We start from the raw sequence: 24,926 nt of genomic DNA, 5'->3' as shown, positions 1-24,926 counted from the left end.
GTGGGGAAGGGCCGTTCGTGCGACGGCACACATTACAATGGGCCCCATGAGTCAATATCAGCCACAGCAAACGTCAGTCAACCCGTGGTTCGTCGCGCACAAGCGTTTCTCCACGGTGGGCGTCGCGTTAAGTGTGATGCTCGCCTTCTACGTCGGTCTCAATATCGTCTGTCTGGGGATTCTGTGGTCGATGTTTCCCGACGGCTATCCGTCCTGGGCTGGGATGCTGGCCTCATCCGGCCCGCTGTACGCGGTCGCGATGCCGTTGTGCGTGCTGGCCATGGGCAATGTGCCGGTTTTGCGGACCAAGCGCTTCGACCTTGGTGCGAAACGCTTCGTCACGCTGCTGCTCATCTGTTTTCCGGTGATGTATCTGGGCAATATCATCGGCACAGTGCTGTCCAGCCTGATCTCCGGCGGGCAATCCACCAACCAGGTGGCCGAGGCGATTCTGGACAGCGATCCCGTGAGCTTGTTCGTGTTCGCCGTGGTGCTGGCGCCGATTTTCGAGGAATGGCTGTTCCGCAAGCAGATCATCGACCGCACGCGCCGCTACGGCGAGAAAACCGCCATCCTGCTGTCCGCGCTGACCTTCGCGCTGTTCCACCTGAACCTCTACCAGTTCTTCTACGCCTTCGGTCTGGGACTGGTGTTCGGGTACGTCTACATGCGCACCAGCCGCGTGCGCTACTCGATGATTATGCATGCGATCGTCAATTTCTGCGGCTCGATGCTGCCCCGGTGGGTGTTCTCCCTGGTGGATCCGAGCCTGCTGACCGGTGAGCTGAGCGAATCCGAGCTGATGCGCATGGCCGTCGATCCGCCGGCCGGACTGTTCATCGTCGGCCTGTATGGCATGGCGCTGATCGTTCTGGTGATCGTCGGCGTGGTGCTGATGATCACCAACCGCAGAAAGCTTGAGTTCTATACGACCCCCGAGCAGCTTCCCGACGGGTTGGGCGCGCGCACGGCGTTCGGCAATCCCGGCATGGTCGTTTTCATCATCTTCGCTTTGTCGCTCACCGTCTGGCAGATGATATAGGACTTAGGACCGTCCGTCAGAAGGCCGTCGCCATCCAGTCCGCGCCGGCCAGCGCGCGTGTGGCGCGGTCGGCCACGGTGGAGGGCGGCGTGTCCGCGTCGGCGAAGAGCAGCGCCTCGCCGGAGATGCCGTATGGCGAGAATCCGGAGAATTTGACCAGCGGTGGATTGTCGGGGCTGGTGCAGTCGTCGACGACGCCCTGCAGTCGCGCGAGGATGTCGCGCTCCACCTCGGCGATGTCCGCATCGGCTTTGGCGGTGAACGGCACACGCGCGACGCTTTCGTTGGATACGGTCAGACGTTCCAATTGCGCGGTGTTGAGCACGGAGTTCGGAATCACCATCTCGTTGCCGCCACGCTCCGCGATCACGGTCTGACGCCAGGTGATGTCCTTGACCGTGCCGGTGGTGCCGGAGATGGAGACCAGATCGCCCGGTTGGATCACCTTGCCGAACATCAGCCCGAATCCGCCGATGATGTTCGCGATGGTGTCCTTCAGACCGAGCGAGAGCGCCACGCCGCCGACGCCAAGCGCGGTGACGATGGTGGTGGGGTTGATGCCGAACACCGGTTGCAGCACCATGGCGGCGGCGAGAACCCAGATGAGCACGCGCATGAGGTTGATGAAAATCGATGCGCTGGGAATGTCGGTTTTGTCGAGCGCATGACGCATCAGACGGCTGAGGATTCTGGTGGCTATGACCGCGGCCGCCACCACGATCGCCAGCCAGATCAGCTTTCCGGCGTTGCTCGCGAACCAGCGGCCTACGGCGGCCATCACATCGTTCATGACGCTCCTTATGTCGGTTGTTCGGGTGGGGCTATCGTACCTCGTTCGAATCGGCGGCATCCGGAGGCTGGGCGAGCACGGTGTTGGAGAACACCTGGTTCCAGTAGTCGAGCATATCCGCCTTCGACATGCTCAGGTACATGCCCATGGCCAGCACGGCGATGTCCTCGTTGAGCAGATCCTCGACGGCGATGGTCTCGCTCAGCGTGGGCCAGCGGCGTAGCACGGAGAGCAGGCCCCCGACGGCGAAATCGAGCATCAGGTCGGTTTTGAGGTCGAGATGCTCGGTGTCGAGCTGCAGCATGGAGCTGATCGTCATCCGGCCGAAATCGCATAGCGAATCCAAGAGTTCCGGCGAGCTGTGCGATCCCGCGACCAGGGCCAGCCGGTCGAGGCGCTGGCGCTGCTCGGGAGCGCTGATCAGCTCTTTGGCGCGGGCTCCCCACTGGTGTTTGAGATTCTCCTGATCGGGCGCGGGGACCTCGACGAGCGGCGTGCGCTCCACCTCGTGCAGGATCGCGGCGTCGGCCAGCTCGGGCAGGCCCGAATAGTGGTAGTAGAAGGAGTTGCGGTTCACGCCGGCCTCGCGCACGATGTCGGTGACGGTGATCCGGCGGTATTCCTGGGCGCGCAGCAGCTCCCAGAAGGCGTTTTCCATACGCGTCGTGGCCGGCAGGATCTCGGAATCTCGTCGTGGTCGTGACATGCGGCCTCCTTGATATGGCTCCGGCTGGAACGAATTGTGGCCAGTGTACAATAAAATATTGGGCAAACTGACCAATAAAAAGACCGTTTCGCTTAACGCGTGACGGCGGTGTTGCGCGCCATGGCGGCCGTGACCAGCATCTTCACCGCCTCGTGGATATGCTTGCGCTCATCCGGCGTGAGCCCCACAATCGTGCCGATCATGCCCGGCAACGCCAGCGGCATGGCCGACAGCAGTCCGGAGAATGTGGTCGACCCGCTCGCGTGCAGCACCTGGAACAGCGCGTCCACCGCATGCTGCCGTTCCTCGGGCGTCAGACCGGTCATCCACTGGTTGAACGACTCGTTGAAGGTGTGCGAGCTGGCGGCCATATCGTCGACTTCGACGAAACGGTCACCCTCCACCTGCCAGGAGAAGGCGAAATGCTGCATCACGCCCTCCACGTCCGACTTGACCACCGTGCACGGCTCCGGCGTCTCCAGCACCATGCCGATAATCGACGAGTCGGGCACGATTTTGCGGATTTTGCCCATAATGCTCGCATAGGCGTCGCCTTGGACGACATCCCTCGGAAAGCCGGGGCCGTCCAGCGAATACACCGCGGTGATGCGGCTCTGGATGTTCGCGGGCGCGTTCATCGCCGCGTACACCGCCACATTGCCGCCCTTCGAATGCCCCGCAAGGATGATCGGGCCCTTCCACATGCCCGCCACCACCAGCAGATACTCGGCCGCGGCCTCCTGCGCCGGCACCGGGTATTGGAAGGCCATATTGAAGTCCTCCTTCCACCCGACCAGCGAATCGTCGGTGCCGCGGAACGTCAGCACCAGCGTGCCGTCGGGCAGACGGAAGGTCACGGCCGCGAACTGCGTCTGCTCGCGGCGGTCGAACTGTTCGGCGAAGGCGCCCATCGGCAGGCTTGAGAAACGGGGGTTCGCGGCCGTGGCGCGTACGAATTCATGCACCTGCTTGGTGTCCGCGATGCCGGTCAGATGCACCGGATGCGTGCAGACGTCGTCGACGTCGCCATGCAGCACCGTGTTCACCTGCTCGAGCGTGACCGGCGAGAACGGCGCCTGCGCCAGCGAGCGGATGGATTGCACGGGATTACGCCAGGAGAATCGGCGCGCCCGCCGTGCGAATGTGCCGAAGCATTCGACCTCGTCGATCAGCCGCGGCACCAGCGGAGGGATGCTTTCGTACGAAAGCTGCGCCAGTACAAGCGCGTCCACCGCGTTGAACGGCAGCTCGTCGAATCCGCGCGTCTCGTCGCGCACGTAGTCGCAGATATTGCCCATCGCGCGCCTCCCGTCGGTCGCCTATCGAATTCGGGCCGTTGCGTGAGGTGGCGGCCTCGCCACCATCCTAGTCGCGGCGGGTAAATTCCGTGGGTTGCGTGCGCGCGCGGCGGAATTTTCGATCGGACGGATGCGCCGGCCGTGTCGCCGGCCCTCGTGCGGAACGCGAAAGCCGCGCCCCCACGTTTCGCGATGGAATGTGGGGGCGCGGCTTTCAGGTCAACGTGCGAACCAGGCACCTGGCTTCGGTTCGGGCGGGACTACTTGACGATTTTGAAACCGCCGGTCCACGGGGTGGCCTCGGTGACGGCGAGGATGATCTGCAGCGAGCCCATCGCCTCAAGCTCCTTGGCTCGTTTGAGTCCGCCGAGCACGTTCACGCCGCGCAGTCCGGCCGCGTTCACCAGATTGATGACGGCCTGGTTGGCGGCGTCGTGGTCGCCGGCGACCAGCACGGTGGTCGGCGCGCCATCGGTCTGTCCGGAGGCGAGCACCGCGGCGAAGTCGGTGTTGAAGGCCTTGACGACCTGCGCTCCGGGAACCTTGGCGGCGAACTCGGCCGCGCCGGAGGCGTATTCGGCCGGCACCACGGAATCGAAGGTGGAGAAGTCGATTGGGTTGGACGGGTCGACCACAACCTTGCCGTCGAGCTGGTCGGCGTAGCGTTCCGCCACGTCGGCGAGCGCGGGGTAGGGCAGGGCGAGCACGACGATGTCGCCGGTGATGGGTTCGCCGTAGGCGGCGACGGTGGCGCCGTCCGGGGCGGCCGCCCGGGCCTTCTCGAGGTCGCGGTTGATGATCTGCACGGCGGCGCCCGCCTTGGCGGCGATGCCCGCGACGGCGGATCCGATATTGCCTGCTCCGATGATGGTGACGTTGGTCATGGTGACTTCCTTTGTGTTATGCGGCCGCGCTGTTTGCGGCGGCCGTTCGTCGGTGTTGTCTTCGCGCGTGTTCGCGGTTGCTTGGCGCGTGATGGCTTTCACTGTATCCCTCGAATCGTTATATGTCGAATCGAGGCGTGTCGAATCGAGGGGTGGGGTATGCTGAAACCATGATTGAGCTGATGATTCTGGGCTTTCTGGCCGATGGGCCCCTCTGTGGCTACGAGCTGCGCAAGAAGATGGAACGGCTGCAGGGCTACGCGCGCAATATCAGCGACGGCACGATCTATCCGGCGTGCAAACGCATGATCGCCGCCGGGCTGGTGCGCGAGCGGATCGACGTGGGGGAGAGCGGGCGGCAGCGTCGCACGATGATCCTCGAACAGGCCGGGCGTGAACGGCTGACCGAGATACTACGCGAGGCGCGCGGCGTCGACATCACCAGCCCCGTCAATTGGTTCGTGGTGCTCGCCTTCCTGCGGCATCTGCCCGACAAGGGCGAGCGCGACGCGGTGCTGCGCCGGCGCTACGACTACCTCGCCGCGGGCCGTATCGGATTCTTCGAACAGGGCGAGCATGTGCTCACCTCCAGGGAGATCGACGACCCCTATCGCCGGGGCGTCATGGTCTCCGCCAAAGCCACGCGCGAGACCGAACTCGCCTGGCTGCGCGACATGCTCGGACTTGAGGACTAGACGCCCCTCCCAGATGGCTCATACGGATGACGCCGCCGACATTCCGTCGGCGGCGTCATCCGATATAAGCCGTCCTGCCGCCAAGCGTTTCGGCCGCGGGCGGAAAACCGGCGGCCGAAATCATCCATGGCGGAGGGAACGGGCTAGTTTTTGCGTTCGCGCAGGAAGAACGACATAACCAGCACGATCACAACCAGCACAAGACCGAACACATAGCCGTAACGCGAGCCGTCCACAAAGCCCTGCGCGGCGTTGGTGCCGCCGGCGGCCGTGTAATTGGACTCGCCCAGGCCGAGCAGGCAGGTGGCGACGGCGGTGCCGATGGCGGCCACGACCTGCTGCATCGTGTTGAGAATCGCGCTGCCGTCGGTGGCCAACTCGCGCGGCAGGCCCTTGAGCGCGGCGGACTGGGCGGGCTGCTGCATCAGCGGGATGCCGATCATCAGCACCACATGGGCCAGCACGAAGAACGCGGTCGAAGTGCCTACACCCATCGCCAGCAGCAGGGCGTCGCCGATGATCGCGACCACCGCGCCGACGCGCACCAGCATGGACGCGCCCTTACGGTCGTAGAGGCGGCCTGCCAGCAGCGAGCAGGCGGCGTTGACGATGCCGCCGGGCAGCATCAGCAGACCCGCGACCGTGGAGCTCAGGCCCAGACCGCGCTGCAGCTCCTGCGGCACCAGATACATCAGCGCCAGCGTGCAGGTGAACGACAGCGTGACCATAATGGCCGGCGTGCGGAACGCGGCGATGCCCAGCGCGCGCAGGTCGAGGATCGGGGATTCCATATGCAGCTGACGCCAGACGTAGAACGCGAGCACGACGACGCCGACGACCAGCAGCACGATCACCGTGGGGGAGAACCCCATATCGCTGATCATGGAGACGCCGGCGACCAGGCCGCCGAAGCCGATCACGGAGGCGAAGACGGACGGCAGATCGATCTTCGGGCGGGTCACCTCGATCGGATTGGTGAGCGTCGCGGCGGCGCAGACCAGCGCGACCGCGGCGACGATGGCGAACATGGCGAAAATCGCGCGCCATGAGAACGCGCCGATCAGCATGCCGGCGACGGTCGGGCCGATCACCGGGGCGAACATGATGACCAGACCGGCCACGCCGTTCGCGGCGCCGATCTGGCTCATCGGGAACACGCGCATGATCACGGCGTACATGGTCGGCAGGGCGATGCCCGTGCACACGCCTTGGATGATGCGGCCGGTGAGCAGCATCGGGAAGTTCACGGCGAAGGTGGAGACCAGCGCGCCCACGAAGAAGCAGGCGAGCGCAAATATCGCCAGCGTGCGGGTGTTGACCCATTTGAGCATCAGGCCGACGAACGGCAGCACGATGCCGATGGCGAGCATATAGCCCACGACCATCCACTGCACGGTGCCGGCGGAGACGCCGAAGGAATCCATCAGGTCGGGCAGGGCGATGTTCATGGACGTTTCGGACAGCATGCCGAGGAACGCGCCGATGTACAGGCCCAGCATCACGCGGTGCGGATGCTTCGGATAGGCGGCGGTGTCGGTGCCGTTGACGGCATGGTTGGTTGACGTGGTTTCAGACGAAGTCACGTTGTGATACCTCTCTCAATATTTGTGTTGCGGGAGCCCTTCTCCCGATTCGTTACCTCACACTTGTGCCCGCGAGACGAAATGCGCGGCATATGACCGCTGCGCGGGGCAAAGAAAAACCGCATGACCTGCTTCCCAAAGGGATACGACTAAGTCATGCGGTTTTCGAAACAGCGTTCACCGTACACGGTTTTTCGCGTCTTCGTAAGTCGGCGTGCCGCGTTGCGGGAAAAGGGCGCGGGGCGTAGGGCGTATGGCGCGGGTGTATGGTCCATGTGCGCGGTCCGTGTGCGTGGGCCGTGTGGATCGGTCTGATGGGTTGGTCGGGCGGACTGCTGTGTGGTCCGTGCGCATGGGCCGTGTGTGTGTATGGCGGGCGCGATTGGGTGCGCGCCTGTCTGGCATCCGACCTACCATGGCCCAGTGCGGATGCCTGTTTCCGCACGATTCACCGCGCACACGACCCGAAGGGGATTCGGGTCGATTCTCGTATGCCGCGCGGATCCGAACAGGACACGGAAAGGTATTGCCGGGGACGGCGCATTATGGGTAATGTCACATACTCTCACCACGAAAGAGCAACTCGTATCTTCTGATAACGCCGCGCGCACCATGGCCGACGTGGCCGACGCGCGCACCATGGCTGAAGCAACCAATGCGGCCGTGGCCGCCGGAACGTCCGGCGGATTCTCCCGGCCCGAAACCATCACGCCGAGACTGATCGGCTCCATCATCGCCACAGGACTGCTCACCTTCATCGGCATCCTCACCGAAACGGTGATGAACGTGCTGTTCCCCGAACTCATGGCGGAATTCCACGTCGGCACCAGCACCGTGCAGTGGCTCACCACCGGCTATCTGCTGATGGTGGCGCTCACCGTGCCGCTGTCCTCGTATCTCAAACGCAAATGCACGCTGCGCTCGCAGTTCGTCGCCGCGTCCGTGCTGTGCATCGCCGGCGCGGCGGTGGCCCTGCTCGCCGTGAACTTCCCGATGCTGCTCGGCGCGCGCCTGCTGCAGGGCATCGGCACCGGCGTGGCCATGCCGCTGATGATCAACATCATCGTCGAACAGTCCCCGCGCGCCCGCGTCGGCGTGCTGATGGGCGTGGGCAATGTGCTGATCGGCACCGCTCCGGCCCTGGGCCCCACATTCGGCGGATTCGTCAGCACCTTCCTGTCATGGCGTTATGTGTTCGTCATCGTGTTGCCGCTGCTGGCGCTTTCGCTGATCGTCGGATTGCTCAGCATCCGCCAGTCCGCGCCATTGGAGGACGCGCATCTCAATCCGCTGCATATGCTGTGCGTCGTGGTCGGTTTCGTTTCGCTGATCATCGCGCTCGACCGGGGCGGAGCGGCCGTCACGGCGCTCGCGTCCGGTTCGGGCGGTTCGGATGGCGCGGATGGCTCGGGCGCGGCCGGTTCGCTGGCGCTCGCCATCGTGCTGGTGGTTGTGGGTGTGGCGGCGCTGGTGGCGTTCGCGCTGATGTCGCGCCGTTCGTTCTCGCCGATGATCCGGCTCGGCGTGCTGCGCAGCGTCTCGTTCCGCTGGCATCTGCTCGCCTATATGCTGTTCCAGGGCACTACCATCAGCTTCGGTTATCTGCTGCCGAATCTGGCGCAGCTTGGTTTCGGCTCCACGGTGATGGCCGCCGGCTTGGTGATTCTGCCCGGCGCGCTGATCGGCGCGCTTCTCGCTCCGGTCGGCGGTGCCATGCTCGACCGCTTCGGCCCCGCGCGGCCGATCTGCGTTGCGACCGCGGTGGCGTTGCTTGGCGTGGCGCTGATGGCGATGTTGGTCGACGGATCGTCCAGCCTGCCGCAGCTCGCCGTGTTCTATGTGGTGTATATGCTGGGCTTCCCGATGGCGTTCTCCAACATCATGACCAGTGGCCTGAGCGATCTGCCCGACGAGCTCACCGCCGACGGCAACGCGCTGTTCAGCACGTTCCAGCAGCTCGCCGGCGCCGCCGGAACCACCACGATGTCCGTGATCCTGGCCATCGCGCAGTCGGGGTCGGGCGTCGGCGAGATCGGCTCGGCCGGCTATCGCGCCGCGACGGTCGAAGGCGCGCACCACGCGTTCCTCGTATTGCTCGCCGTGGTCGTGATTGTCGCCTGCTCGCTGGTGCGCGCATTCCTCTACCGTCGCGGCCACCGTCTCGTGCGGCGCTAAAGGTAATGGCCGCCGTGGCCCAGCACGGAAAGAAGACCCGGCCGGTCAGCGCCGCGTCGGATCCTTCTGCAGCAGCAGGAACACGAGCGCGAGCACCAGCAGAATGGCGATGGAGAGCACACCGATCGAGGCGTTGCCGGTCAGTGTCGTGGTGGTGGCCACCAGGAACGTGCCGATAATCGAGGCCGTCTTGCCGAAAATGTCGTAGAAACCGTAGTATTCGTTCGCGTGGTCCTTCGGAATCAGCTTGCCGTAGTAGGAACGCGACAGCGCCTGGATGCCGCCCTGGAACATGCCGACGAGAATCGCCAGAATCCAGAACTGCACTTCGGAACGCAGGAAGAACGCGGCGAAGAACACGATGCACATATACGCCACCACCGCGATCAGAATCATCACCTTCGCGCCGAAACGCCCGGCCAGACGGCCGTACGCAATCGCGCAGGGGAAGGCGACGAACTGCGTGACCAGCAGCGCGATCACCAACTGCGTGGAATCGAGCCCCAGCTGTGTGCCATACGAGGTGCTCATCGTGATCACCGTGTTCACCGCGTCGATATAGAAGAAGAACGCGATCATGAACATCCACAACGGTTTGTTGCGTACGATTTTGCCGAAGGTGGCACCCAGCTCGCGGAAGGTGCCGCGCACCGCCGAGCCGAGCTGGTCGCGCGTCGCACGGTAATGCTTCTGACGGTAGCTGGTGAGCAGCGGGATCGTGAACACCGCCCACCAGACGGCCGTGATCAGGAACGACATGCGCGTGCAGAACGCGGTGTCCAGGCCGAGCAGCGCGGGTCCACCGAAAATCAGCGCGATGCACACCAGGAACGGCACCGTCGAGCCGATATAGCCCCAGCCGTAGCCGTGCGAGGAGACGCGGTCCATACGCTCATTCGTGGTGGTGTCGATCAGCATGGAATCGTAGAAGGTGAGCGAACCGTTCAATCCGATGGTCGCCAGCACATACACCACCAGGAACGGCAACCAGCTCAACGGCAGCGCCATCGCGCAGCACATCACCACGCCCGTGCCGAAGAAGCCGCAGAAGAACTTGACCTTCATGCCCTGCACGTCGGCGATGGAGCCGAGCAGCGGCATCAGCACCGCGATCACCAGCGAGGCGATCGTCTGCGCGTAACCCCATGTGGAGACGATATTGTCTTGACCGGCGGCCTCAAGCAGCGAGTTCGCGTAGATCGGCACCACTGCGGTGGAGAGCAGTACGAACGCGGAATTGCCCACATCGTAGACGATCCAGCGCTTCTCCTGAGCGGTCAGCTTCGCGCCTGCCTGAGTGGGGGATGCGGCGGTCGCCGTGGTTGCCGTGGTCGTCGTGCCAGCGGTGTGTGAAACGGAATCGGTGCGCTCGCCATGGGCGGCGGGCATGACGCTTTCGGCGTCGTTCATCTGTTCGGCCATCGAATACTCCTGCCTGATATATCCCTCCCATCGTAGAAGATGCTCGGGAATGTTGCGAGCGTGGCAGATGAATAGCCGGTGAACAAGCGCGAACCGGTATGTGGGCCGCGTCGGCCCGCGCGGCTGGACGGTGCGGTGGGGCAGTGGGACTATTCGGCGGGCGAGCCCGTCTGCCCGGCGACGTTCCCGTTCCCGCTCGCGTCATTCCCGTCGGCCAACGCGATCGCCTCATCGTAGCTTGGGGCCACGGGCACGCCGTCGACGTTGTTCTGGATGGCGAGGGAGGCGGCCGCGTTGGCGATGCGGGTTGCGTCGCACAGTCCCCATCCTTTGACCAGCATGGCGCACATCACGCCGGTATGGCATCCGCCCGCCGAACGCGTGTGTACGGCTTTGGTGGGGAATCCTTCGATATGGCATGTCTGGCCGCCGGGTTCGCGCACCCATGCGCCGCGCGATCCGGCACGCACCACCAGCGGGGCGCGCAAGGCCTCGCCGAGCGCCTCGCACAGTGCCTGCATCGACTTGTCGAATCCGCCGCCCACGGTCAATGTGGCGGAATCGTCCACGAACACGCCGAGCCGGTCGGCCAAGGTCTGCGCCTCCTGACGGTTGCACGACCAGATGGGGCGGGCGAGCACGAGGTCCTCCAACAGATGGTCATTGACCAGACTCAGCGTTTTGGTCGGGTTGATCACCAGCCGGTATTGGCGCTGCTTCGGGTCGGTGCCGGCGCGATGGACGAATTCGTCGATGCCGGCGGCGGTGTGATCGAGCAGCGTGTTGCCGCTGATATGCACCACATCGCCTTCAAGCGGGTCGAGCGCGGCGAAGGTCGCCTCATTGCCCTGCGCCTCCGCACCGTAGCGGGCGACGAAGGTTTTGCGGTCCGTGCCATCGTGGAACACGAGGCGGAATCCGGAATCGGCGTCGAGACGGTCCGGTCCGATGTGGCGGATATCGGCCTCGTCGAAGGCTCGCCGCACGGTTGTGGCCCAGATTCCGCTGCCGATGATGCCGGCGTGCGCGGCGGGAACGCCCATCGCGCCGACCGCCTGCAGCACGCGGTAGCTGCCGCCGACCGTGGGCGTGGTGTCGCCGGCGACGGTGAATCCGCCGGAGGTCGGCAGCGTGTCGATATCCATCATGATGTCGACCCAGACCTGCCCGAGCGAGATCACGGAAGGGGTGTGGGGCGCGCCGTCGGCGGTTGGGCCATGCGCTCCGGCCGTATCGTTCGTTTCGCTTGCGGCGCTTGCCGATTCCGTACCGGCCGCCGGTCGCGCGCCGGCGCCGGTCTTGCTGATGTCGGTTTTGGCGATGCCCGACGTCCCCGCGTCGGTCGCGTTCGCCGGAGCGACGCCCGTCGTCGTTGCCTCCTGTGCGGCGTCCGTTGCGTCCGCGTCCTTCCTGCGGCGTTTCGTCAGAAGCCTGCTGAGCCGGGTGGTTTGCGGGATATTCAATCCAAGCATGCTGTGTCCTCCTTGACGTACATCCCTTCGTTGTAATCTTACCGCGAGTTTATGAACGTCAGCTGGGAGCCGCAATAGTCATTGGGAATGATTGTGTCGCTCTCGGGCCGGTACGCTGGCGGCGAACATGCCGCGGTCCTGCGCGGCCGCAAGACCATCTGACTGGCTCTGCCGATTCGGCGTGATGGTCGGCCGTGTGATGGGTATCGCATGGTCGGGTGCGGATGACACGATTGGCATGCTTGCCGCGTTTGTGTGGCCGGGTCGGCGCAGGACGGCCGGTTTTCGGTGATTTGCCGCCGAAAACCTCCGAAGTGGACGGCTATGATACACGCTGATGTTGCATATGTCGGCATTTCGCGGTATATTCGGGAAGTTGTGTGTTCAGGACAGTGCCCTGGATACAGGAAGACTTGAAAACACAAAGGTTTAAGGGAGTTCATCATGGCAGCTCGTTGCGCAGTGTGCGGCAAGGGACCGCAGACCGGTTTCACCGTTTCCCATTCGCATCGTCGTACCAAGCGTACCTTCCGCCCGAACCTGCAGCCTGTGCGCACCACGATCGACGGCGAGAACACCCGCGTTCGCGTGTGCGGCAAGTGCCTCAAGGCCGGCAAGGTTCAGCGCGTGGTCGCCTGAGTCGCGAATAACGCTTCGCAATGCCCCACCGAGTCCGCTCGGCGGGGCATTGTTGTTTTTGCCCTCCTCCGCACGCCATACAATGGTTCGTTATGAGCATCACCTTGGACACCGCGCTTTCGTCGCTGCTGACGAATAAGCGCCGCGTGTCCGCGCTCAAAACGTTAGGCGTGGTCACCGTGGGCGACGCGTTGACCTACTATCCGTTCCGCGTCACCGAACCCGTGCCCCAACGCGCCATCCGCGAAGCCGCGCCCGGCCAGACGATGGCCTGCGCCGTTATGGTGCGCTCGCTGCGTGTGGTGCCGATGAACACGCGTCGAGGCTACCGTTTGGAGGCGCTGGTCGACGATTCCGACTTCGCCCGCACTCGCCACGTCGGCGGATCGGTGGCCCGGCTCACCTTCTTCTCCTATAGGAAATCCTATGTGGATTGGCTGGGCATGCGGCTGCGCGCTGGGGAGTCGGTTGTGATCGCCGGCACGCCGACCGAATACATGGGGCAGGCGCAATTCACCCATCCTGAAATCCTCACCGTCGCTCCCCCGACGACCCCGGCAGCCTTTGACGCAGGGGCCATGCCGCCCGCCGGCGATGGGATTCCGACGTCGACCGCCGGCGACGCGTTCTCCGCGCCGCTTCCCCCGGCATCACCCTCCGCCTTGCAATACGACGCGGCCACGGTCGCCGAGGCGATGCGCCGTTTGACCCGCCCGAGGCCCGTCTACCATGCCAGCTCGCGCATCTCCTCCGAACATATCCACGAGACGATTCTGGGACTGCTGCGCATGCTGGCCGAGTCAGGCGACGCCGCGAACGCCGCAGCCGCGGGCCTGGATACCGTTGATGCTGCGGACTCGAGGGGAGGCGTCGAATCGGCCGGCTCCATCGAATCCGGTGGCGTGGACGGAGCAGCCGATCCGGCCGGGGCGAATGGATTCGCGGATCCGTCTGAGACGCAGCCGGGCATCTCCCCCGACCGTCTCGCCGCCGCCGTTCCCGACATCCTGCCCGACGCGATCCGCGTCGAACGCGGGCTGCTGCATCGGGCCGAAGCCTTCCTCGCCATCCACAACCCCGACTCCACCAAAGCCTTCCGCGCCGGCATCGACACGCTGCGGTACGAAGAGGCCTTCGTCGCGCAGACCTCGCTGCTGCAGGCGCGCGCCCACGCCCGCAAATCGGCCGCGCATCCCTGCCCACTGGCTCCGGGAGGCGCGGCGGCCCCGCAAAGCGCGCAATCCCCGTCGAAAGTCATCGCCATGGACAGTGCGGCAGACGACTATGCGGACGATCGCGCAAACGGCACGTCGTCATCACAATCGCATGCCGCGCGCAAGGCCACGGATACGGAAGTCCCGTTACGCGACCGCTTCATCGCCTCGCTGCCGTTCACGCTCACCGGCGGGCAACGACAGGTGATCGACGATATCGCGGAAGACATGGCCCACGACTGGCCCATGCAACGGCTGCTGCAAGGCGAGGTGGGCTCCGGCAAAACCGTGGTGGCGCTCGCCGCCATGCTGCAGGCCGTCGGTGCCGGCTATCAGGCGGTGTTGGTCGCGCCCACACAGGTGCTGGCCGAACAGCATGCCGACTCCATCACACGCATGGTGGACGGGCTTGGTGTGCCGGTGACCCTGCTCACCGGCGGAATGAAACTCGCCGCGCGGCGCAAGGCGCTCGCCCAGGCGGCCAGCGGCGAGCCGTGCATCGTGGTGGCCACACACGCCGCGTTCTCCAAAACCTTCCAAGCGCCGAATCTGGCTCTGGTGGTGATCGACGAGCAGCATCGCTTCGGCGTGGAGCAGCGCGAAAGCCTGAACGCCAAAGCCGATTTGGCGCCGCATCTGCTGGTGATGACGGCCACGCCGATTCCGCGCACCGCGGCGATGACTTGGTTCGGCGACCTCGACATCTCATGGCTCACCGAACTGCCCGGAGGGCGCAAGCCGATTCGCACCGTTGTGGTCAACGAGGCGGACGCGAACACCATGGGCCGCATGTTCGCGCATATCCGGGCGCGGCTTGACGCAGGGGAACGGGCCTATATCGTTTGCGCGCGCATCGACGACAATGGGGAGGATGACGATCCGGGCGCGATCGGAGCGGATTCCGCGACAGGCGGCACTCGTGCGCAACGGCAGGCGTTCGCGGAAATCGATCCCTATGACGTTCCCGATGCGCAAGCCGAAGATACGCCCGTCCGGCCGCCGTTGCATACGGTGGCCGAAATCGCCGACCGTTTGTCGAAACTGCCGCAATTCCAGGGAATCGCCTTCGCCACGCTCACCGGGCGCGACAAAGACGAGACCAAAACCCAGGTGATGAGCCAATTCGCGGGCGGTGAGACGCCGGTGCTGGTGGCCACCACGGTGATTGAAGTGGGCGTGGACGTGAAGCAGGCCAGCTGCATCGTGATCTTCGACGCCGACCGGTACGGCTTGTCCCAGCTGCACCAGCTGCGAGGCCGTGTGGGGCGTGGCGGCACACCGAGTTGGGCGTTCCTGATCTCACGCGCCGAAGCCGGCTCGCCTGCCGAGCAACGGCTTGAAGTGGTTCATGGAACATTGGATGGCGCTGAAATCGCGCAGGCCGATCTGGAATTCCGCGGTGCCGGCGACGTGTTGGGTGACGCGCAATCCGGCGGCAAATCCGGATTGAAGCTGCTGCGTGTGGTCAAGGATGTGGATCTGATCACCGACGCGCGCGCCCGTGCCGAACGGCTGCTCGCCGAAGATCCGGAACTGGCCGGCGAGGTGCAGTTGGCCGGCGCGGTGCTTGATTTCACCCGCGGCAACGAGACCTTCCTGACCAGTTCGTAAACGAGTTGGCACTTGACCCCTCCAGTTGGCACCCAGATCTGGCCGTCTACCGATATCGCTATTTCAAAAACGTTGGAAAATCAGTGGTTTGTGGTGTTCCGTCGGGGCTGGTGCCAGAAACGGGGTGCCAACTGGAGCGACCAAGTGCCAACTGGATGAAGCGCGTTAGGCGGCGCATGGCCTACAGTGGGTCGATATGCGCGTGATTTCAGGACGATTCAAAGGCGCGGCGCTGGCCACGCCGAAGCCGGGCACCAGACCGACCACCGACCGCACCAAAGAGGCGATATTCTCCCGCCTTGACGCGTGGGGTGTGCTCGACGACGCCCGCGTACTCGACCTGTTCGCCGGAACCGGCGCGCTGGGCATTGAAGCGCTCAGCCGTGGCGCGCGGGAATTGGTGGCGGTCGAAGCCGCCGCGCCCGCGGCCGCGCTGATCGCCAAAACCTTGGGCGAATTGAAACGCAACCGTTCATGGGACGCCGGCATGGCCGCCAAAGTGGTCAAGGCCAAAGCGGAGCGATATGCCGCCGTCCCAACCGCCGCGCCGTTCGATGTGATTATGATCGATCCGCCGTACGCCTTCGCCACCGAAGACTGCGACCGCTTGCTGGCCGATTTGGCGACGAACGGCTTCGCCGCCGACGGCGCGCTGATTATGCTTGAACGCTCCACCCGCTCCGAGGAACCTACGGCACCCGAAGGCTGGGAAGTCACCGAACGTCGTGATTATGGCGAAACCGCGGTGTTTTATATCGAGCGGGTTGGCTGACAACACGTCAGTTGCAACGCTTTAACCACCAAGCGCATCGCGCCACCGTCATTTCGCCGTTTGTCGTCCGAACATGGCCGCAAGTGGTTAAAGCGTTGTACGCCTATGCCAAGCGACGCGGACGCTCGCCGGAAACCTCCCAGCCGAGCGCCATCAACGTTTTGCGGTCGGCCTTGCTCAACGCCGAGCAATCCAGCGCCTCGACGAGATCCGGTCGGATCTCGCTGGTGCGCGCCAGCGCCTCGTCGCGGCGGAACCGGTCGACTTTGGCGTGGTCTCCCGACAACAACACGTCGGGAACCGCCATGCCGCGCCACACCGCCGGCTTGGTGTACTGCCGATGCTCCAACAACGCGTCCTGTCCGGTATACGACTCCGTCACGATGGATTGCGGATTGCCCATGAACCCGGGCAGCAGACGGGTGATCGCCTCCAGCATCACCGACACCGCCACCTCGCCGCCGTTGAGCACATAGTCGCCGATCGAATACTCGCGCACATCCACGCCCCGCCCGCGATAATAGGCGGGAATGCGCGCGTCATAGCCCTCGTATCGTCCGCAGCCGAACAGCAGATGCCCCGCATGGCTCAGCTCGGTCGCGTCGCGTTGGGTGAACAGGGGAGCGGAGGGATTCGGTAGGATCAGCACCGGGCGGCAGTCGTCGGCTTGGCTGATCCGGTCGGTCTGACCATCTTGATTGGCCTGATTGGTCGGGCCATTCTGAGCGAGCAGGTCGTTCGGGGCGAGTCGTCCGCCTTGTTCGGACCATCCGACGGAATCGGCCCCGTCCGCCGCATCCGCCGGATCGCACTGTGATGGGGGCGCGAACCCCAACAGTTCGTCCAGGCATTCGGCCCACACCTCGGGCTTCATCACCATGCCGGCGCCGCCGCCGACCGGGGTGTCGTCCACGGAGTGGTGCACGTCATGGGTCCAGTCGCGCAGGTTGTGCGCCGTGACCTCCACCAGCCCTTTGGCCTGCGCCTTGCCCAGCAGACTCAGGTTCAGCACCTCGAAGTATTCGGGGAACACGCTCACGATATCGATCTTCATAAGGCACTACAGTAGCGGGACCACTGCCACCGATACACTGTTGGGCGTGATGAATTCGACGGTCAACATGCATATGAGACGCAAGCCCGAAGTGCTCGCCCCCGCGGGCAATCTCAGAGGATTGAAAACCGCGGTGGACTACGGCGCGGACGCCGTCTACTGCGGCGGCAAGGCCTTCGGCATGCGGTCCGCCCCGAAGAACCTCAGCCTCGCGGATTTCGAGGAGGGCGCGCGTTACGCCCATGAGCGCGGCTCGCGCGTGTATGTGACCTGCAATGTGCTGCCGCGCAACGACGAGGTCGAGGCCCTGCGCGCCTATCTCGGCCAGTTGAAGGACACCGGCGTGGACGCGCTGATCGTCTCCGATATCGGCGTGCTGATGATGGCCCGTCAGATCGCGCCGAATCTGGAGCTTCACGTCTCCACCCAGGCCGGCGTGACGAATTACCAGGCCGCCAACGCCCTGTACGAGCTGGGCGCGCGCCGCGTGGTGCTCGCCCGCGAGATGGACCTGCAGGCCGTGCGCGACATCCGCGCGCGCATCCCCGACGACATGGATGTGGAATGCTTCGTGCATGGCGCGATGTGCATGGCGTTCTCCGGCCGGTGCCTGTTCTCCAACTATCTGACCGGCCGCGACGGCAACCACGGCGAATGCGCGCAGCCTTGCCGTTGGAAGTATTCGATCGTCGAGGAGAAGCGCCCTGGCCGCTATTATCCGATCGAACAGACCGAGGAGGGCGCGTACCTGTTCAATTCGCAGGATATGAACATGCTTGCGCATATCGACGCGCTGATCGATTCGGGCGCGACCAGCCTGAAAATCGAGGGTCGCTCCAAAAGCGCGTATTACATCGCCGCGATGACCAACGCCTACAAAACCGCCGTCAACGAGTACATGCGCCAGCGGGGTTTCGAGGATGCGAGCGGCACTGTGCTCAAGCCTTTCCACGACCGTGTGATCCGCCCCGACGCGCCGATGCCCGATTGGCTGGCCGACGAGGGCGTGGATGAGCGCGGATTCGCCGCGATGCTCGCCGAGCCGGACGCGATTATGGCCCAGTCGGACGCCGCGTTCGCCGGTGTGCCCGACGCCGCCGCCCGTTGCGATGGCGATGGCACCGGCTCCTGCTCCTGTTCCGCCGACTCCGCCGCGCGCAGCACCCGCCGCAAGGCCAACGCCGCATCGGCCGACGCGCGTGAGGTCGCCGGCCTGTCCGAAGCGGCCGACGGCTGGCGACACGCCCTGGCCGCGCCCGCCCCGCCGGTGGTTCTGCCCGACTGGCTGCTCGACGAGCCGGACAAGGTGGCCCATCGCGACTATTCGACCGGCTTCTATTACCCCGACCAGAAGGTCACCCAGAACACCGACCGTTCCGCATACTTCCGCGCATGGCTGGTCGTCGGCGAAGTGCTGTCGTGGAGCGCGAGCGAAGGCGGGCGCGTGACCATTATGAGCCGCAACAAAATCGAACCCGGCCAGCTGGTGGAATTCGTGCTGCCCGGCGCTCCGCCGCTGGCCTACACCGTGCCCGAAAGCGGCCTGCGCGACGAGAACGGCGATCCCGTGCCGGCCATCAACAATCCGGCCCACGTGTTCTCGCTGCCCTGCCCGCACGAGGTGCCGGTGAACGCCGCCATCCGTTCGCGCACCAAAAAGCCCACGCTCAAAGCCGCCTGACCCACTACACTGGGTGCCATGGTGAAATACGACGACGCGATTCTCGACAGCACTGCCCTCAGTCCCGTGGACAAGCAGGGCCAACCCATCCCCGTGACCATTCCGGTGGCCCTCGCCCCCGGCGTCACGGCCGTGTACACCACCCGTCTCGGCGGCGTCAGCACGGACGGGTTCGGCAACTGCAATCTCGGCGGCAAATCCGAGGACTCCCCGGCCCATGTGCTCGCCAACCGCGTGGCGCTCGCCGAATCGCTCGGCGCACGCCTTTCCTTGGTCAACCAGGTGCATTCCGGTCGCGCGGTCGATCTTGACGAGATATTCGCCGACAACGCGCCGTTCGGTTTCGACGCTTCGGGCACGCGCGGCGCCGACCTGCATCCCACGGTGATCGAAGCCGACGCGCAGGTGACCAGCCGCACCGGCATCGCCCTGGGTGTGTTCGCCGCCGACTGTCTGCCGGTGCTGCTCGCGGACCCGGTGGCCGGCCTGATCGGCGCCGCCCATTGCGGCCGCCGCGGATTGCAGCAGGGCGTGATCGGCGCGACCGTCGACCTGATGCGGGCCAAAGGCGCCGACCCCGGCCGTATCGTCGCCACACTCGGCCCCGCCATCTGCGGCGATTGCTATGAGGTGGGCGATGAGGCGGCCGACGAATTCGACGCGCAATTCCCCGGCACCTTCACGCTCAGCCGCTTCGGCAAGCCCGGCATCGACATCAACGCCGCCGCGTTGGCCGAACTGGAGAAGGCCGGTGTGCCGCGCGACGGCGTGATCGCCTCCCGTCCACGCGTGGCCGCCGCGACCCAATACCTGTCCGAGGATGCGGAACTGGCCGCGTTGTGCGCGGGCGACGGCGAGGGCGACGATCTGCCCGCCCGAGTGCAGAGCATCCGCCACAGCATGTGCACGTTGGAGAATCCGCTGTGGTATTCGCACCGCCGCGCCACGTTGGCGAACAAACGCCACGAGGGGCGCATGCTCGCGCTGATCGTGCAGGAGTGAGCGGCGATTCCGTGCAAATGCGCGCGTTCGCGGCCGTGCGGCGCGCGCCACGACCTACGGTGGGGAGCTATGAGCGAGAACGATGAGAACCATAACGCGCCGGTGACGCCGGCGCAGTCATCCGTGCAGGAGCCGGCGCATGAGCCGCAGCCGCCGGTGGTGGCGGTGGTGCTGGCGGCGGGCTTCGGCACCCGTTTCGACCCGGCCAATCCCAAACAACTGGTGTCGGTCGGCGGCAAGCCGATCATCTGCTGGAGCATCGAGGCCTTCGACCGCAACCGCAGGGTCAGCGACATCATCGTGGTGGTCAATCCGCAGGTGCGTTCCACCGTGGAGCAGCTGATCGGGCGGTCCGGCTACGGCAAGGTGCGTATGGTGATCGACGGCGGCGCCGAACGCGCGGACAGCACCGCCGCCGCCCTGGACACGTTGGCGCGGGCCGGCATCCCCGGTGAGGCGAAGATCCTCATCCATGACGCGGTGCGTCCGTTCGTGGAGCAGTCCGCCATCGACGGTTCGATCGACGCGCTCGACCGCTTCTCGGCCGCCACCGTGGCCATCCCCTCCACGGACACCGTGCTGCTCACCGTCGACCGCGACGGGCGCAAGGTGGTGCGCAACGTGCCCGACCGTCCCGACACGTTCCGCGCGCAGACCCCGCAATCCTTCCGCTACGCGACCATCCGCCGCGCCTACGAACTGGCGGCCGCAGACCCGGATTTCCACCCCACCGACGACACGCGCGTGGTGGTCGACTATCTGCCCGACGAGCCGGTGGCCATCGTTGCGGGTGCCGAAACCAATCTCAAAATCACCACGTTGGCCGATATGCCCACGGCGGAGCGGATCGCCGAACAGGCGGCCGCCGACCCCAAGGAGCAGGCGCACGCCCGTATGCGTCGGATGCTCGCCGACGCGCTGCTGCCCGACCAGCGATGAGCGGCACCGCCGGCGCGACGGTTAGACTGGAGGATTATGAAGCAGCTGAATGTCGTGATTTCCGGATTCGACCACTACGACGACGTGAGCGTCAACCCCTCCTATGAGGTGCCCAAGGCGTTGGCCGACCAAGGCCTGGGTGACATCGGCGCATTGGGTGACGTCAATGTGGCGATCCACACGGTGAGTCTGCCGGTGAGTTTCGCCAACGCCTGGCCGCTGCTGCTGGAATCCATCGAGGCCGTGCATGCGGACATCATCATCGCCACCGGCTTGAAGCACGCCGCCCGCGGGGTGATGCTCGAACGCTGCGCCACCAATCTGATGGATGCCGCCCGGCCCGACATCGACAATATGACGCCCAGCCGCGAACCCATCGACCCGGAAGGTCCGGCCGCGTACTGGACGCGTCTGCCGCTGCGTTCGATTATGCGCGACTTCACCCGCGACGGCATCCCCTCCACCTTGAGTTCGGACGCGGGCACTTTCGTATGCAATTCGCTGTTCTACAACCTGCTCAACTGGACCAGCAGGCAGGAACGTGTGCTCAGCGGCTTCGTCAGCTTCCCGCAGGTGAGCGCGACCAGCGTCGCCGGCGTGGGTCGGCACGGACTGCCGTTGGAGCGCCAGATCGACGCCTGCCGCGACGTGGTGCGCGAGACGATCGGCTACTATCTCAAGCCGTCCTCGTCGGATATTCTCATCGACTAGCCGCGCGTCCGCACCCGCGTGTCCTCTTTGGGGCAGCGCCTTTTGCATGCATGGTGAGGATTCGCGGCTCGTTGGGCGTGTGCCGATTTCCATGCGCTACAGTGCATTGCGGTGGCACCGGTAGACGTGGTGCGTGTGCGAAAGGACGAATAATGGTGGATCGCTTTCCGGTTGTGTTGAGGGGATACGACAAGGACAAGGTCGACGACGCTTTTGATGTGATGCAGGGATCCATCAAGCAGGCCCAGCAGACGCTGGCCCGCATGCGCGAGCAGATCAAGGCCGGGGACGACCGCATTCTGCAGTTGCAGGCGCAACTGCAGGAGGAGAAGAACCGCAAACCGCAGGGCGGCTCCTTCACCTCCCTGGGCGCCAACGCCCAGAAGATGCTCGCCTCCGCGGAACAGACCAGCGCTGAACTGCTCGAACGCGCCAAACAGGACGCCTCCGCCACACGCACCGCAGCCCAGGCCCAGGCCGAGACGCTGATCAACAACGCCCGCCTCGACGCCCAGCACATCCTCGAAGACGCGAACGCCAAGGCCGCGACCGTGCTCGATTCCGCGCAAAGCGAGGCGGAGACGGTCACCTCCAATGTGCGTGAGGAGATGGAGCAGCTGCGTTCGGAAACCAACAAGAACGTCACCGAACAGCGTCAGACCATCGAACTGGAGCTGAGCAATCTGCGCGAGGAGCACGACAAGCGTCTGGCCTCCGAACGCGCCGCGCAGGAGCGTGAACTTTCGGATATGCGCGCCGAGGCCACACAGCAGGTGGCGGATCAGCGCAAAACCGCGAACCAGGAGATCGCCGATTTGAAAAGCGAGGCGAACGATCAGATCGAGGCCGCGCTCGCGGAGGCGAACAAGCGTCTCGCCGACGTGCGTGAGCAGGTCGCGAAGATGACCACCGACGCCCAGCGCAAGGCCGCCGAGATCGTGGACGCCGCCAGCGCCAAGGCCCAGGAGATCCTCGACGAGGCCGAGGTGAGCCGCACGTCCACGATGAGCCAGGTGAGCGCCGAGGTCGAGCAGATCCGCAGCGACATCGCCTCCCAGCAGGATGAGGCCACGCGGAAGGTCAACGAGCTGCTGACGAGTCTTGAGGAGCGCCGCGAGGCCGCCAAGCGTGAGGCCGACGAGCTGATCTCGCAGGCCAAAACCGTGCGTGAGGAGGCCGACTCCTATGCGGCCGAGAGGCGTCAGACCGCGGACGAGCAGGCCGCGAGCATCGTCAAGAAGGCCGGTGAGGACGCCGACCAGCAGATCGAAGAGCGCCGTCAGGCCGCGCAGAGCGAGTTGGATGGCCTGAGCAGCCATATCGCCGACCTGCAGCAGCGTGAGGCCGCCATCACCCAGCGCGTGTCCGAACTGCGCGCCATGTTCGCCAACGCGTTCAGCGGTTTCGCGTTCGGTGGTGAGGGCGGGGAGTCGCCCGCCGCCGATCTGCCGGTGATGAATGTGGTGGACGAGACGTCCGATTCCGCCGAAGACGGGCCGTCCGAGCAGTCGGATGGCGAGTCGGGCGAAGCGGGTGAGTTGAGCGAAGTGTCACCCGAACAGTCGGATGGCGGATCGAACGAGTATTCGAACGAATCCGAAGAATAATATTCACTGCGGGAAACAGTCCGCCCACGCTGATCGTCTGGTTGAAGTGGTCTGATTTGTTCTGCTTGCATGGCGAGGCGGAACGAATCAGACCATTTCGGTATTACTAGGGCTGTGAGGCGGTCGACCGGCGGGCGGAAGTGTACTAGACTTGCTCAACGGTGAACGCGCGGCATCTGGATGAAGCCATCCAGATGCCGTCCGTATGTTTGCGCCACAAGCGCACGAAAACAACAAAGGAGTAGATATGAGCGAATTGACGCCATTGACCGGTGAGGCGTTGGACGCGCTGCGCGACGAGTTCAAGGCTGACGGCACGAACCGTCTGGCGATGAACGCCGTCACCGCCGCCGGCATCGACAAGGTGGCCCGCAACTATGACCGCGCCCGCCTGCTGCAGCGTCGCTTCTCGACCACGGTGGACAACGGCGAGGCCACCCATCAGGACCGTTCCGGCCGCTGCTGGCTGTTCAGCTCGCTGAATGTGGCCCGCTTTGTGGCCAAGAAGAACATGGGGCTCAAGGAGTTCGAGTTCTCGCAGAATTACGCGATGTACTACGACAAGCTCGAGCGCGTCAACTACTTCCTGCAGGATGTGGCCGCCCTCGTGCGCGCCGGCGAGCCCGCCGACTCCCGCCTGATCCAGCATCTGCTCGCCGACGTGATGGGCGACGGCGGCCAGTGGACCATGGCCATGAACATCTACAAGAAGTACGGTGCCGTGCCGAAGGATCTCTACCCGGAGACCGCTTCGTCGATCAATACCGGTGAGATGAACACGCAGTTGCGTCGTCTGCTGCACACCGCCGTGGCCCATATGTACGCGGATCAGGATGCGATCGACGAGACGATCGCCGACGCCCGCGCCGCCGGCCACCGCATCCTCACCATCCACCTGGGTGAGCCGCCCGTCTCCTTCGACTGGGAGTGGACCGACAAGGACGGCGAATTCCACCGTGACGGCGAGATCGCGCCGGTCGAGTTCTGGAACAAGTATGTGGGTTCCGCCGGCCTTGAGGATTATGTGTGCCTGGTGGACGATCCGCGTGCCGAGCACGCCAAGGGCAAGAAGATCGGCATTGAGCATCTGGGCAATGTGGCCGGCGGCGATGCGACCGAATACCTCAACGTGCCCAACCAGTTCATGAAGGACTGCGTGCGCAGGATCCTTGTGGAGCAGGGCATTCCGGTGTGGTTCGGCGCCGACTGCCACCCGTTCATGGATCGCGAGAACGGCGCGTGGGCCACCGACCTGTTCGAATACGGCAAGGTCTACGATGTGGACTTCGATCTGGACAAGGAGCAGCGCGTGCGCTTCGCCGACTCCGCCATGAACCACGCGATGGCCTTCGCCGGCGTGGATGTGGCCGAGGACGGCACCACCACCCGCCGTTGGCGCGTGGAGAACTCCTGGGGTGCGAAGATCGCCGACAAAGGCTACTTCACCATGGGCGACGACTGGTTCACCGAATACGTCTACGAGGTGGCCGTCCCCAAGTCCATGCTCCCCGCCGAATATCAGGCCGCCCTCGACGAGCCCGCGACCATGCTCCCGGCTTGGGATCCAATGGGCGCGCTGGCGTGATTTTGCGCTTTCGCGCAAAATCACAAAACCAGCGCGGAGGCGGC

The 24,926-nt window shown here is 64.8% G+C and carries 19 protein-coding genes and 2 pseudogenes; 13 read left to right on the top strand and 8 right to left on the bottom strand.

Translation table 11 applies throughout. The features are described 5' to 3' along the window. Positions 1–37: 37 nt before the first annotated feature. Positions 38–1,042, top strand: a complete 1,005-nt coding sequence (locus BE0216_RS05830) for a CPBP family intramembrane glutamic endopeptidase (RefSeq protein WP_094637390.1) — start codon at positions 38–40, stop codon at positions 1,040–1,042. Between the two features lie 16 nt (positions 1,043–1,058). Here the strand turns inward: BE0216_RS05830 and BE0216_RS05825 are convergent, their stop codons facing one another. The 4 genes from BE0216_RS05825 to BE0216_RS05810 all read right to left on the bottom strand — a co-directional run bounded on the left by BE0216_RS05825 (position 1,059) and on the right by BE0216_RS05810 (position 4,822). After that, a complete protein-coding gene (locus BE0216_RS05825; RefSeq protein WP_226805712.1) occupies positions 1,059–1,832 on the bottom strand; it encodes a mechanosensitive ion channel family protein in 774 nt (257 codons plus the stop codon). 31 nt (positions 1,833–1,863) lie between these two features. Further along, positions 1,864–2,538 carry a TetR/AcrR family transcriptional regulator gene (locus tag BE0216_RS05820; protein ID WP_094637389.1) on the bottom strand — a complete coding sequence of 225 codons (675 nt, stop codon included), beginning with the start codon at positions 2,536–2,538 and terminating at the stop codon, positions 1,864–1,866. Positions 2,539–2,630: 92 nt separating this feature from the next. Beyond that, positions 2,631–3,836, bottom strand: coding sequence for a DUF2974 domain-containing protein (locus tag BE0216_RS05815; protein WP_094637388.1), 1,206 nt, complete (start codon positions 3,834–3,836; stop codon positions 2,631–2,633). Between the two features lie 260 nt (positions 3,837–4,096). After that, positions 4,097–4,822, bottom strand: a complete 726-nt coding sequence (locus BE0216_RS05810; RefSeq protein ID WP_094637387.1) for an NADPH-dependent F420 reductase — start codon at positions 4,820–4,822, stop codon at positions 4,097–4,099. A gap of 68 nt (positions 4,823–4,890) precedes the next feature. Here BE0216_RS05810 and BE0216_RS05805 point away from each other — a divergent pair, with 68 nt between their 5' ends. Further along, the gene (locus BE0216_RS05805; RefSeq protein ID WP_094637386.1) at positions 4,891–5,415 is read left to right on the top strand and encodes a PadR family transcriptional regulator; all 525 of its coding nucleotides are present in this window, start codon (positions 4,891–4,893) and stop codon (positions 5,413–5,415) included. Positions 5,416–5,558: 143 nt separating this feature from the next. On the opposite strand, the gene BE0216_RS05800 is transcribed toward BE0216_RS05805, so the two are convergent. Next, entirely contained in the window at positions 5,559–6,998 is a 1,440-nt protein-coding gene (locus BE0216_RS05800; protein WP_226805711.1) for a DHA2 family efflux MFS transporter permease subunit, read from the bottom strand. Positions 6,999–7,637: 639 nt separating this feature from the next. Between BE0216_RS05800 and BE0216_RS05795 the strand changes: the two genes are divergently transcribed. Beyond that, positions 7,638–9,173: an MFS transporter gene (locus tag BE0216_RS05795; RefSeq protein ID WP_094637429.1), complete on the top strand. Its 1,536-nt coding sequence runs from the start codon at positions 7,638–7,640 to the stop codon at positions 9,171–9,173. A gap of 45 nt (positions 9,174–9,218) precedes the next feature. Here the strand turns inward: BE0216_RS05795 and BE0216_RS05790 are convergent, their stop codons facing one another. Both BE0216_RS05790 and BE0216_RS05785 read right to left on the bottom strand, forming a co-directional pair. Further along, positions 9,219–10,583 (bottom strand): MFS transporter, encoded by a 1,365-nt coding sequence (locus BE0216_RS05790; RefSeq protein WP_404801824.1) that lies wholly within the window; start codon positions 10,581–10,583, stop codon positions 9,219–9,221. Between the two features lie 161 nt (positions 10,584–10,744). After that, positions 10,745–12,067, bottom strand: a complete 1,323-nt coding sequence (locus tag BE0216_RS05785; protein ID WP_226805709.1) for a PfkB family carbohydrate kinase — start codon at positions 12,065–12,067, stop codon at positions 10,745–10,747. A gap of 444 nt (positions 12,068–12,511) precedes the next feature. On the opposite strand from BE0216_RS05785, the gene rpmB reads away from it, so the two are divergent. From rpmB to rsmD, 4 genes and pseudogenes are all read left to right on the top strand, one after another. Then, the gene (rpmB, locus tag BE0216_RS05780; protein ID WP_072724715.1) at positions 12,512–12,706 is read left to right on the top strand and encodes a 50S ribosomal protein L28; all 195 of its coding nucleotides are present in this window, start codon (positions 12,512–12,514) and stop codon (positions 12,704–12,706) included. Positions 12,707–12,798: 92 nt separating this feature from the next. Continuing rightward, positions 12,799–13,258, top strand: a pseudogene (locus tag BE0216_RS12195) (ATP-dependent DNA helicase RecG); the annotation flags it as partial. A gap of 98 nt (positions 13,259–13,356) precedes the next feature. Next, positions 13,357–15,531: pseudogene (locus BE0216_RS05775) on the top strand (ATP-dependent DNA helicase RecG); the annotation flags it as partial. A gap of 196 nt (positions 15,532–15,727) precedes the next feature. Continuing rightward, positions 15,728–16,303 carry a 16S rRNA (guanine(966)-N(2))-methyltransferase RsmD gene (rsmD, locus tag BE0216_RS05770; RefSeq protein WP_094637384.1) on the top strand — a complete coding sequence of 192 codons (576 nt, stop codon included), beginning with the start codon at positions 15,728–15,730 and terminating at the stop codon, positions 16,301–16,303. Between the two features lie 103 nt (positions 16,304–16,406). Here rsmD and trmD read toward each other — a convergent pair whose 3' ends face one another. Next, positions 16,407–17,357: a tRNA (guanosine(37)-N1)-methyltransferase TrmD gene (gene trmD, locus BE0216_RS05765; protein WP_094637383.1), complete on the bottom strand. Its 951-nt coding sequence runs from the start codon at positions 17,355–17,357 to the stop codon at positions 16,407–16,409. Between the two features lie 67 nt (positions 17,358–17,424). Here trmD and BE0216_RS05760 point away from each other — a divergent pair, with 67 nt between their 5' ends. The 6 genes from BE0216_RS05760 to BE0216_RS05735 all read left to right on the top strand — a co-directional run bounded on the left by BE0216_RS05760 (position 17,425) and on the right by BE0216_RS05735 (position 24,882). After that, complete coding sequence (locus BE0216_RS05760; protein ID WP_169714287.1) at positions 17,425–19,038, top strand: peptidase U32 family protein; 1,614 nt, start codon at positions 17,425–17,427, stop codon at positions 19,036–19,038. Positions 19,039–19,056: 18 nt separating this feature from the next. After that, positions 19,057–20,040 carry a polyphenol oxidase family protein gene (locus tag BE0216_RS05755; protein ID WP_094637382.1) on the top strand — a complete coding sequence of 328 codons (984 nt, stop codon included), beginning with the start codon at positions 19,057–19,059 and terminating at the stop codon, positions 20,038–20,040. 69 nt (positions 20,041–20,109) lie between these two features. Next, a complete protein-coding gene (locus BE0216_RS05750; protein WP_094637381.1) occupies positions 20,110–20,979 on the top strand; it encodes an IspD/TarI family cytidylyltransferase in 870 nt (289 codons plus the stop codon). Between the two features lie 36 nt (positions 20,980–21,015). Then, positions 21,016–21,690 carry a pyroglutamyl-peptidase I gene (locus BE0216_RS05745; protein WP_094637380.1) on the top strand — a complete coding sequence of 225 codons (675 nt, stop codon included), beginning with the start codon at positions 21,016–21,018 and terminating at the stop codon, positions 21,688–21,690. Positions 21,691–21,842: 152 nt separating this feature from the next. Beyond that, a complete protein-coding gene (locus BE0216_RS05740) occupies positions 21,843–23,297 on the top strand; it encodes a cell division protein (RefSeq protein ID WP_094637379.1) in 1,455 nt (484 codons plus the stop codon). Positions 23,298–23,544: 247 nt separating this feature from the next. Further along, positions 23,545–24,882, top strand: coding sequence for a C1 family peptidase (locus BE0216_RS05735; RefSeq protein WP_094637378.1), 1,338 nt, complete (start codon positions 23,545–23,547; stop codon positions 24,880–24,882). Positions 24,883–24,926 lie beyond the last annotated feature (44 nt).

It is taken from the genome of Bifidobacterium eulemuris (assembly GCF_014898155.1).
In the GTDB taxonomy this organism is placed as follows: domain Bacteria; phylum Actinomycetota; class Actinomycetes; order Actinomycetales; family Bifidobacteriaceae; genus Bifidobacterium; species Bifidobacterium eulemuris.
The sequence above is the reverse complement of the archived record's forward strand: the minus strand, read 5'-3'. Positions and strand labels throughout refer to the sequence as shown.

What these genes read in the sequence shown, in the direction of transcription:
- BE0216_RS05755 (WP_094637382.1), top strand. Translation starts at nt 19,057, where the DNA reads ATGGTGAAATACGACGACGCGATTCTCGACAGCACTGCCCTCAGTCCC.
- BE0216_RS05745 (WP_094637380.1), top strand. Translation starts at nt 21,016, where the DNA reads ATGAAGCAGCTGAATGTCGTGATTTCCGGATTCGACCACTACGACGAC.
- BE0216_RS05760 (WP_169714287.1), top strand. Translation starts at nt 17,425, where the DNA reads ATGCATATGAGACGCAAGCCCGAAGTGCTCGCCCCCGCGGGCAATCTC.
- trmD (WP_094637383.1), bottom strand. Translation starts at nt 17,357, where the DNA reads ATGAAGATCGATATCGTGAGCGTGTTCCCCGAATACTTCGAGGTGCTG.
- rpmB (WP_072724715.1), top strand. Translation starts at nt 12,512, where the DNA reads ATGGCAGCTCGTTGCGCAGTGTGCGGCAAGGGACCGCAGACCGGTTTC.
- BE0216_RS05825 (WP_226805712.1), bottom strand. Translation starts at nt 1,832, where the DNA reads ATGAACGATGTGATGGCCGCCGTAGGCCGCTGGTTCGCGAGCAACGCC.
- rsmD (WP_094637384.1), top strand. Translation starts at nt 15,728, where the DNA reads ATGCGCGTGATTTCAGGACGATTCAAAGGCGCGGCGCTGGCCACGCCG.
- BE0216_RS05820 (WP_094637389.1), bottom strand. Translation starts at nt 2,538, where the DNA reads ATGTCACGACCACGACGAGATTCCGAGATCCTGCCGGCCACGACGCGT.
- BE0216_RS05735 (WP_094637378.1), top strand. Translation starts at nt 23,545, where the DNA reads ATGAGCGAATTGACGCCATTGACCGGTGAGGCGTTGGACGCGCTGCGC.
- BE0216_RS05785 (WP_226805709.1), bottom strand. Translation starts at nt 12,067, where the DNA reads ATGCTTGGATTGAATATCCCGCAAACCACCCGGCTCAGCAGGCTTCTG.
- BE0216_RS05830 (WP_094637390.1), top strand. Translation starts at nt 38, where the DNA reads ATGGGCCCCATGAGTCAATATCAGCCACAGCAAACGTCAGTCAACCCG.
- BE0216_RS05795 (WP_094637429.1), top strand. Translation starts at nt 7,638, where the DNA reads ATGGCTGAAGCAACCAATGCGGCCGTGGCCGCCGGAACGTCCGGCGGA.
- BE0216_RS05790 (WP_404801824.1), bottom strand. Translation starts at nt 10,583, where the DNA reads ATGAACGACGCCGAAAGCGTCATGCCCGCCGCCCATGGCGAGCGCACC.
- BE0216_RS05815 (WP_094637388.1), bottom strand. Translation starts at nt 3,836, where the DNA reads ATGGGCAATATCTGCGACTACGTGCGCGACGAGACGCGCGGATTCGAC.
- BE0216_RS05740 (WP_094637379.1), top strand. Translation starts at nt 21,843, where the DNA reads ATGGTGGATCGCTTTCCGGTTGTGTTGAGGGGATACGACAAGGACAAG.
- BE0216_RS05750 (WP_094637381.1), top strand. Translation starts at nt 20,110, where the DNA reads ATGAGCGAGAACGATGAGAACCATAACGCGCCGGTGACGCCGGCGCAG.
- BE0216_RS05805 (WP_094637386.1), top strand. Translation starts at nt 4,891, where the DNA reads ATGATTGAGCTGATGATTCTGGGCTTTCTGGCCGATGGGCCCCTCTGT.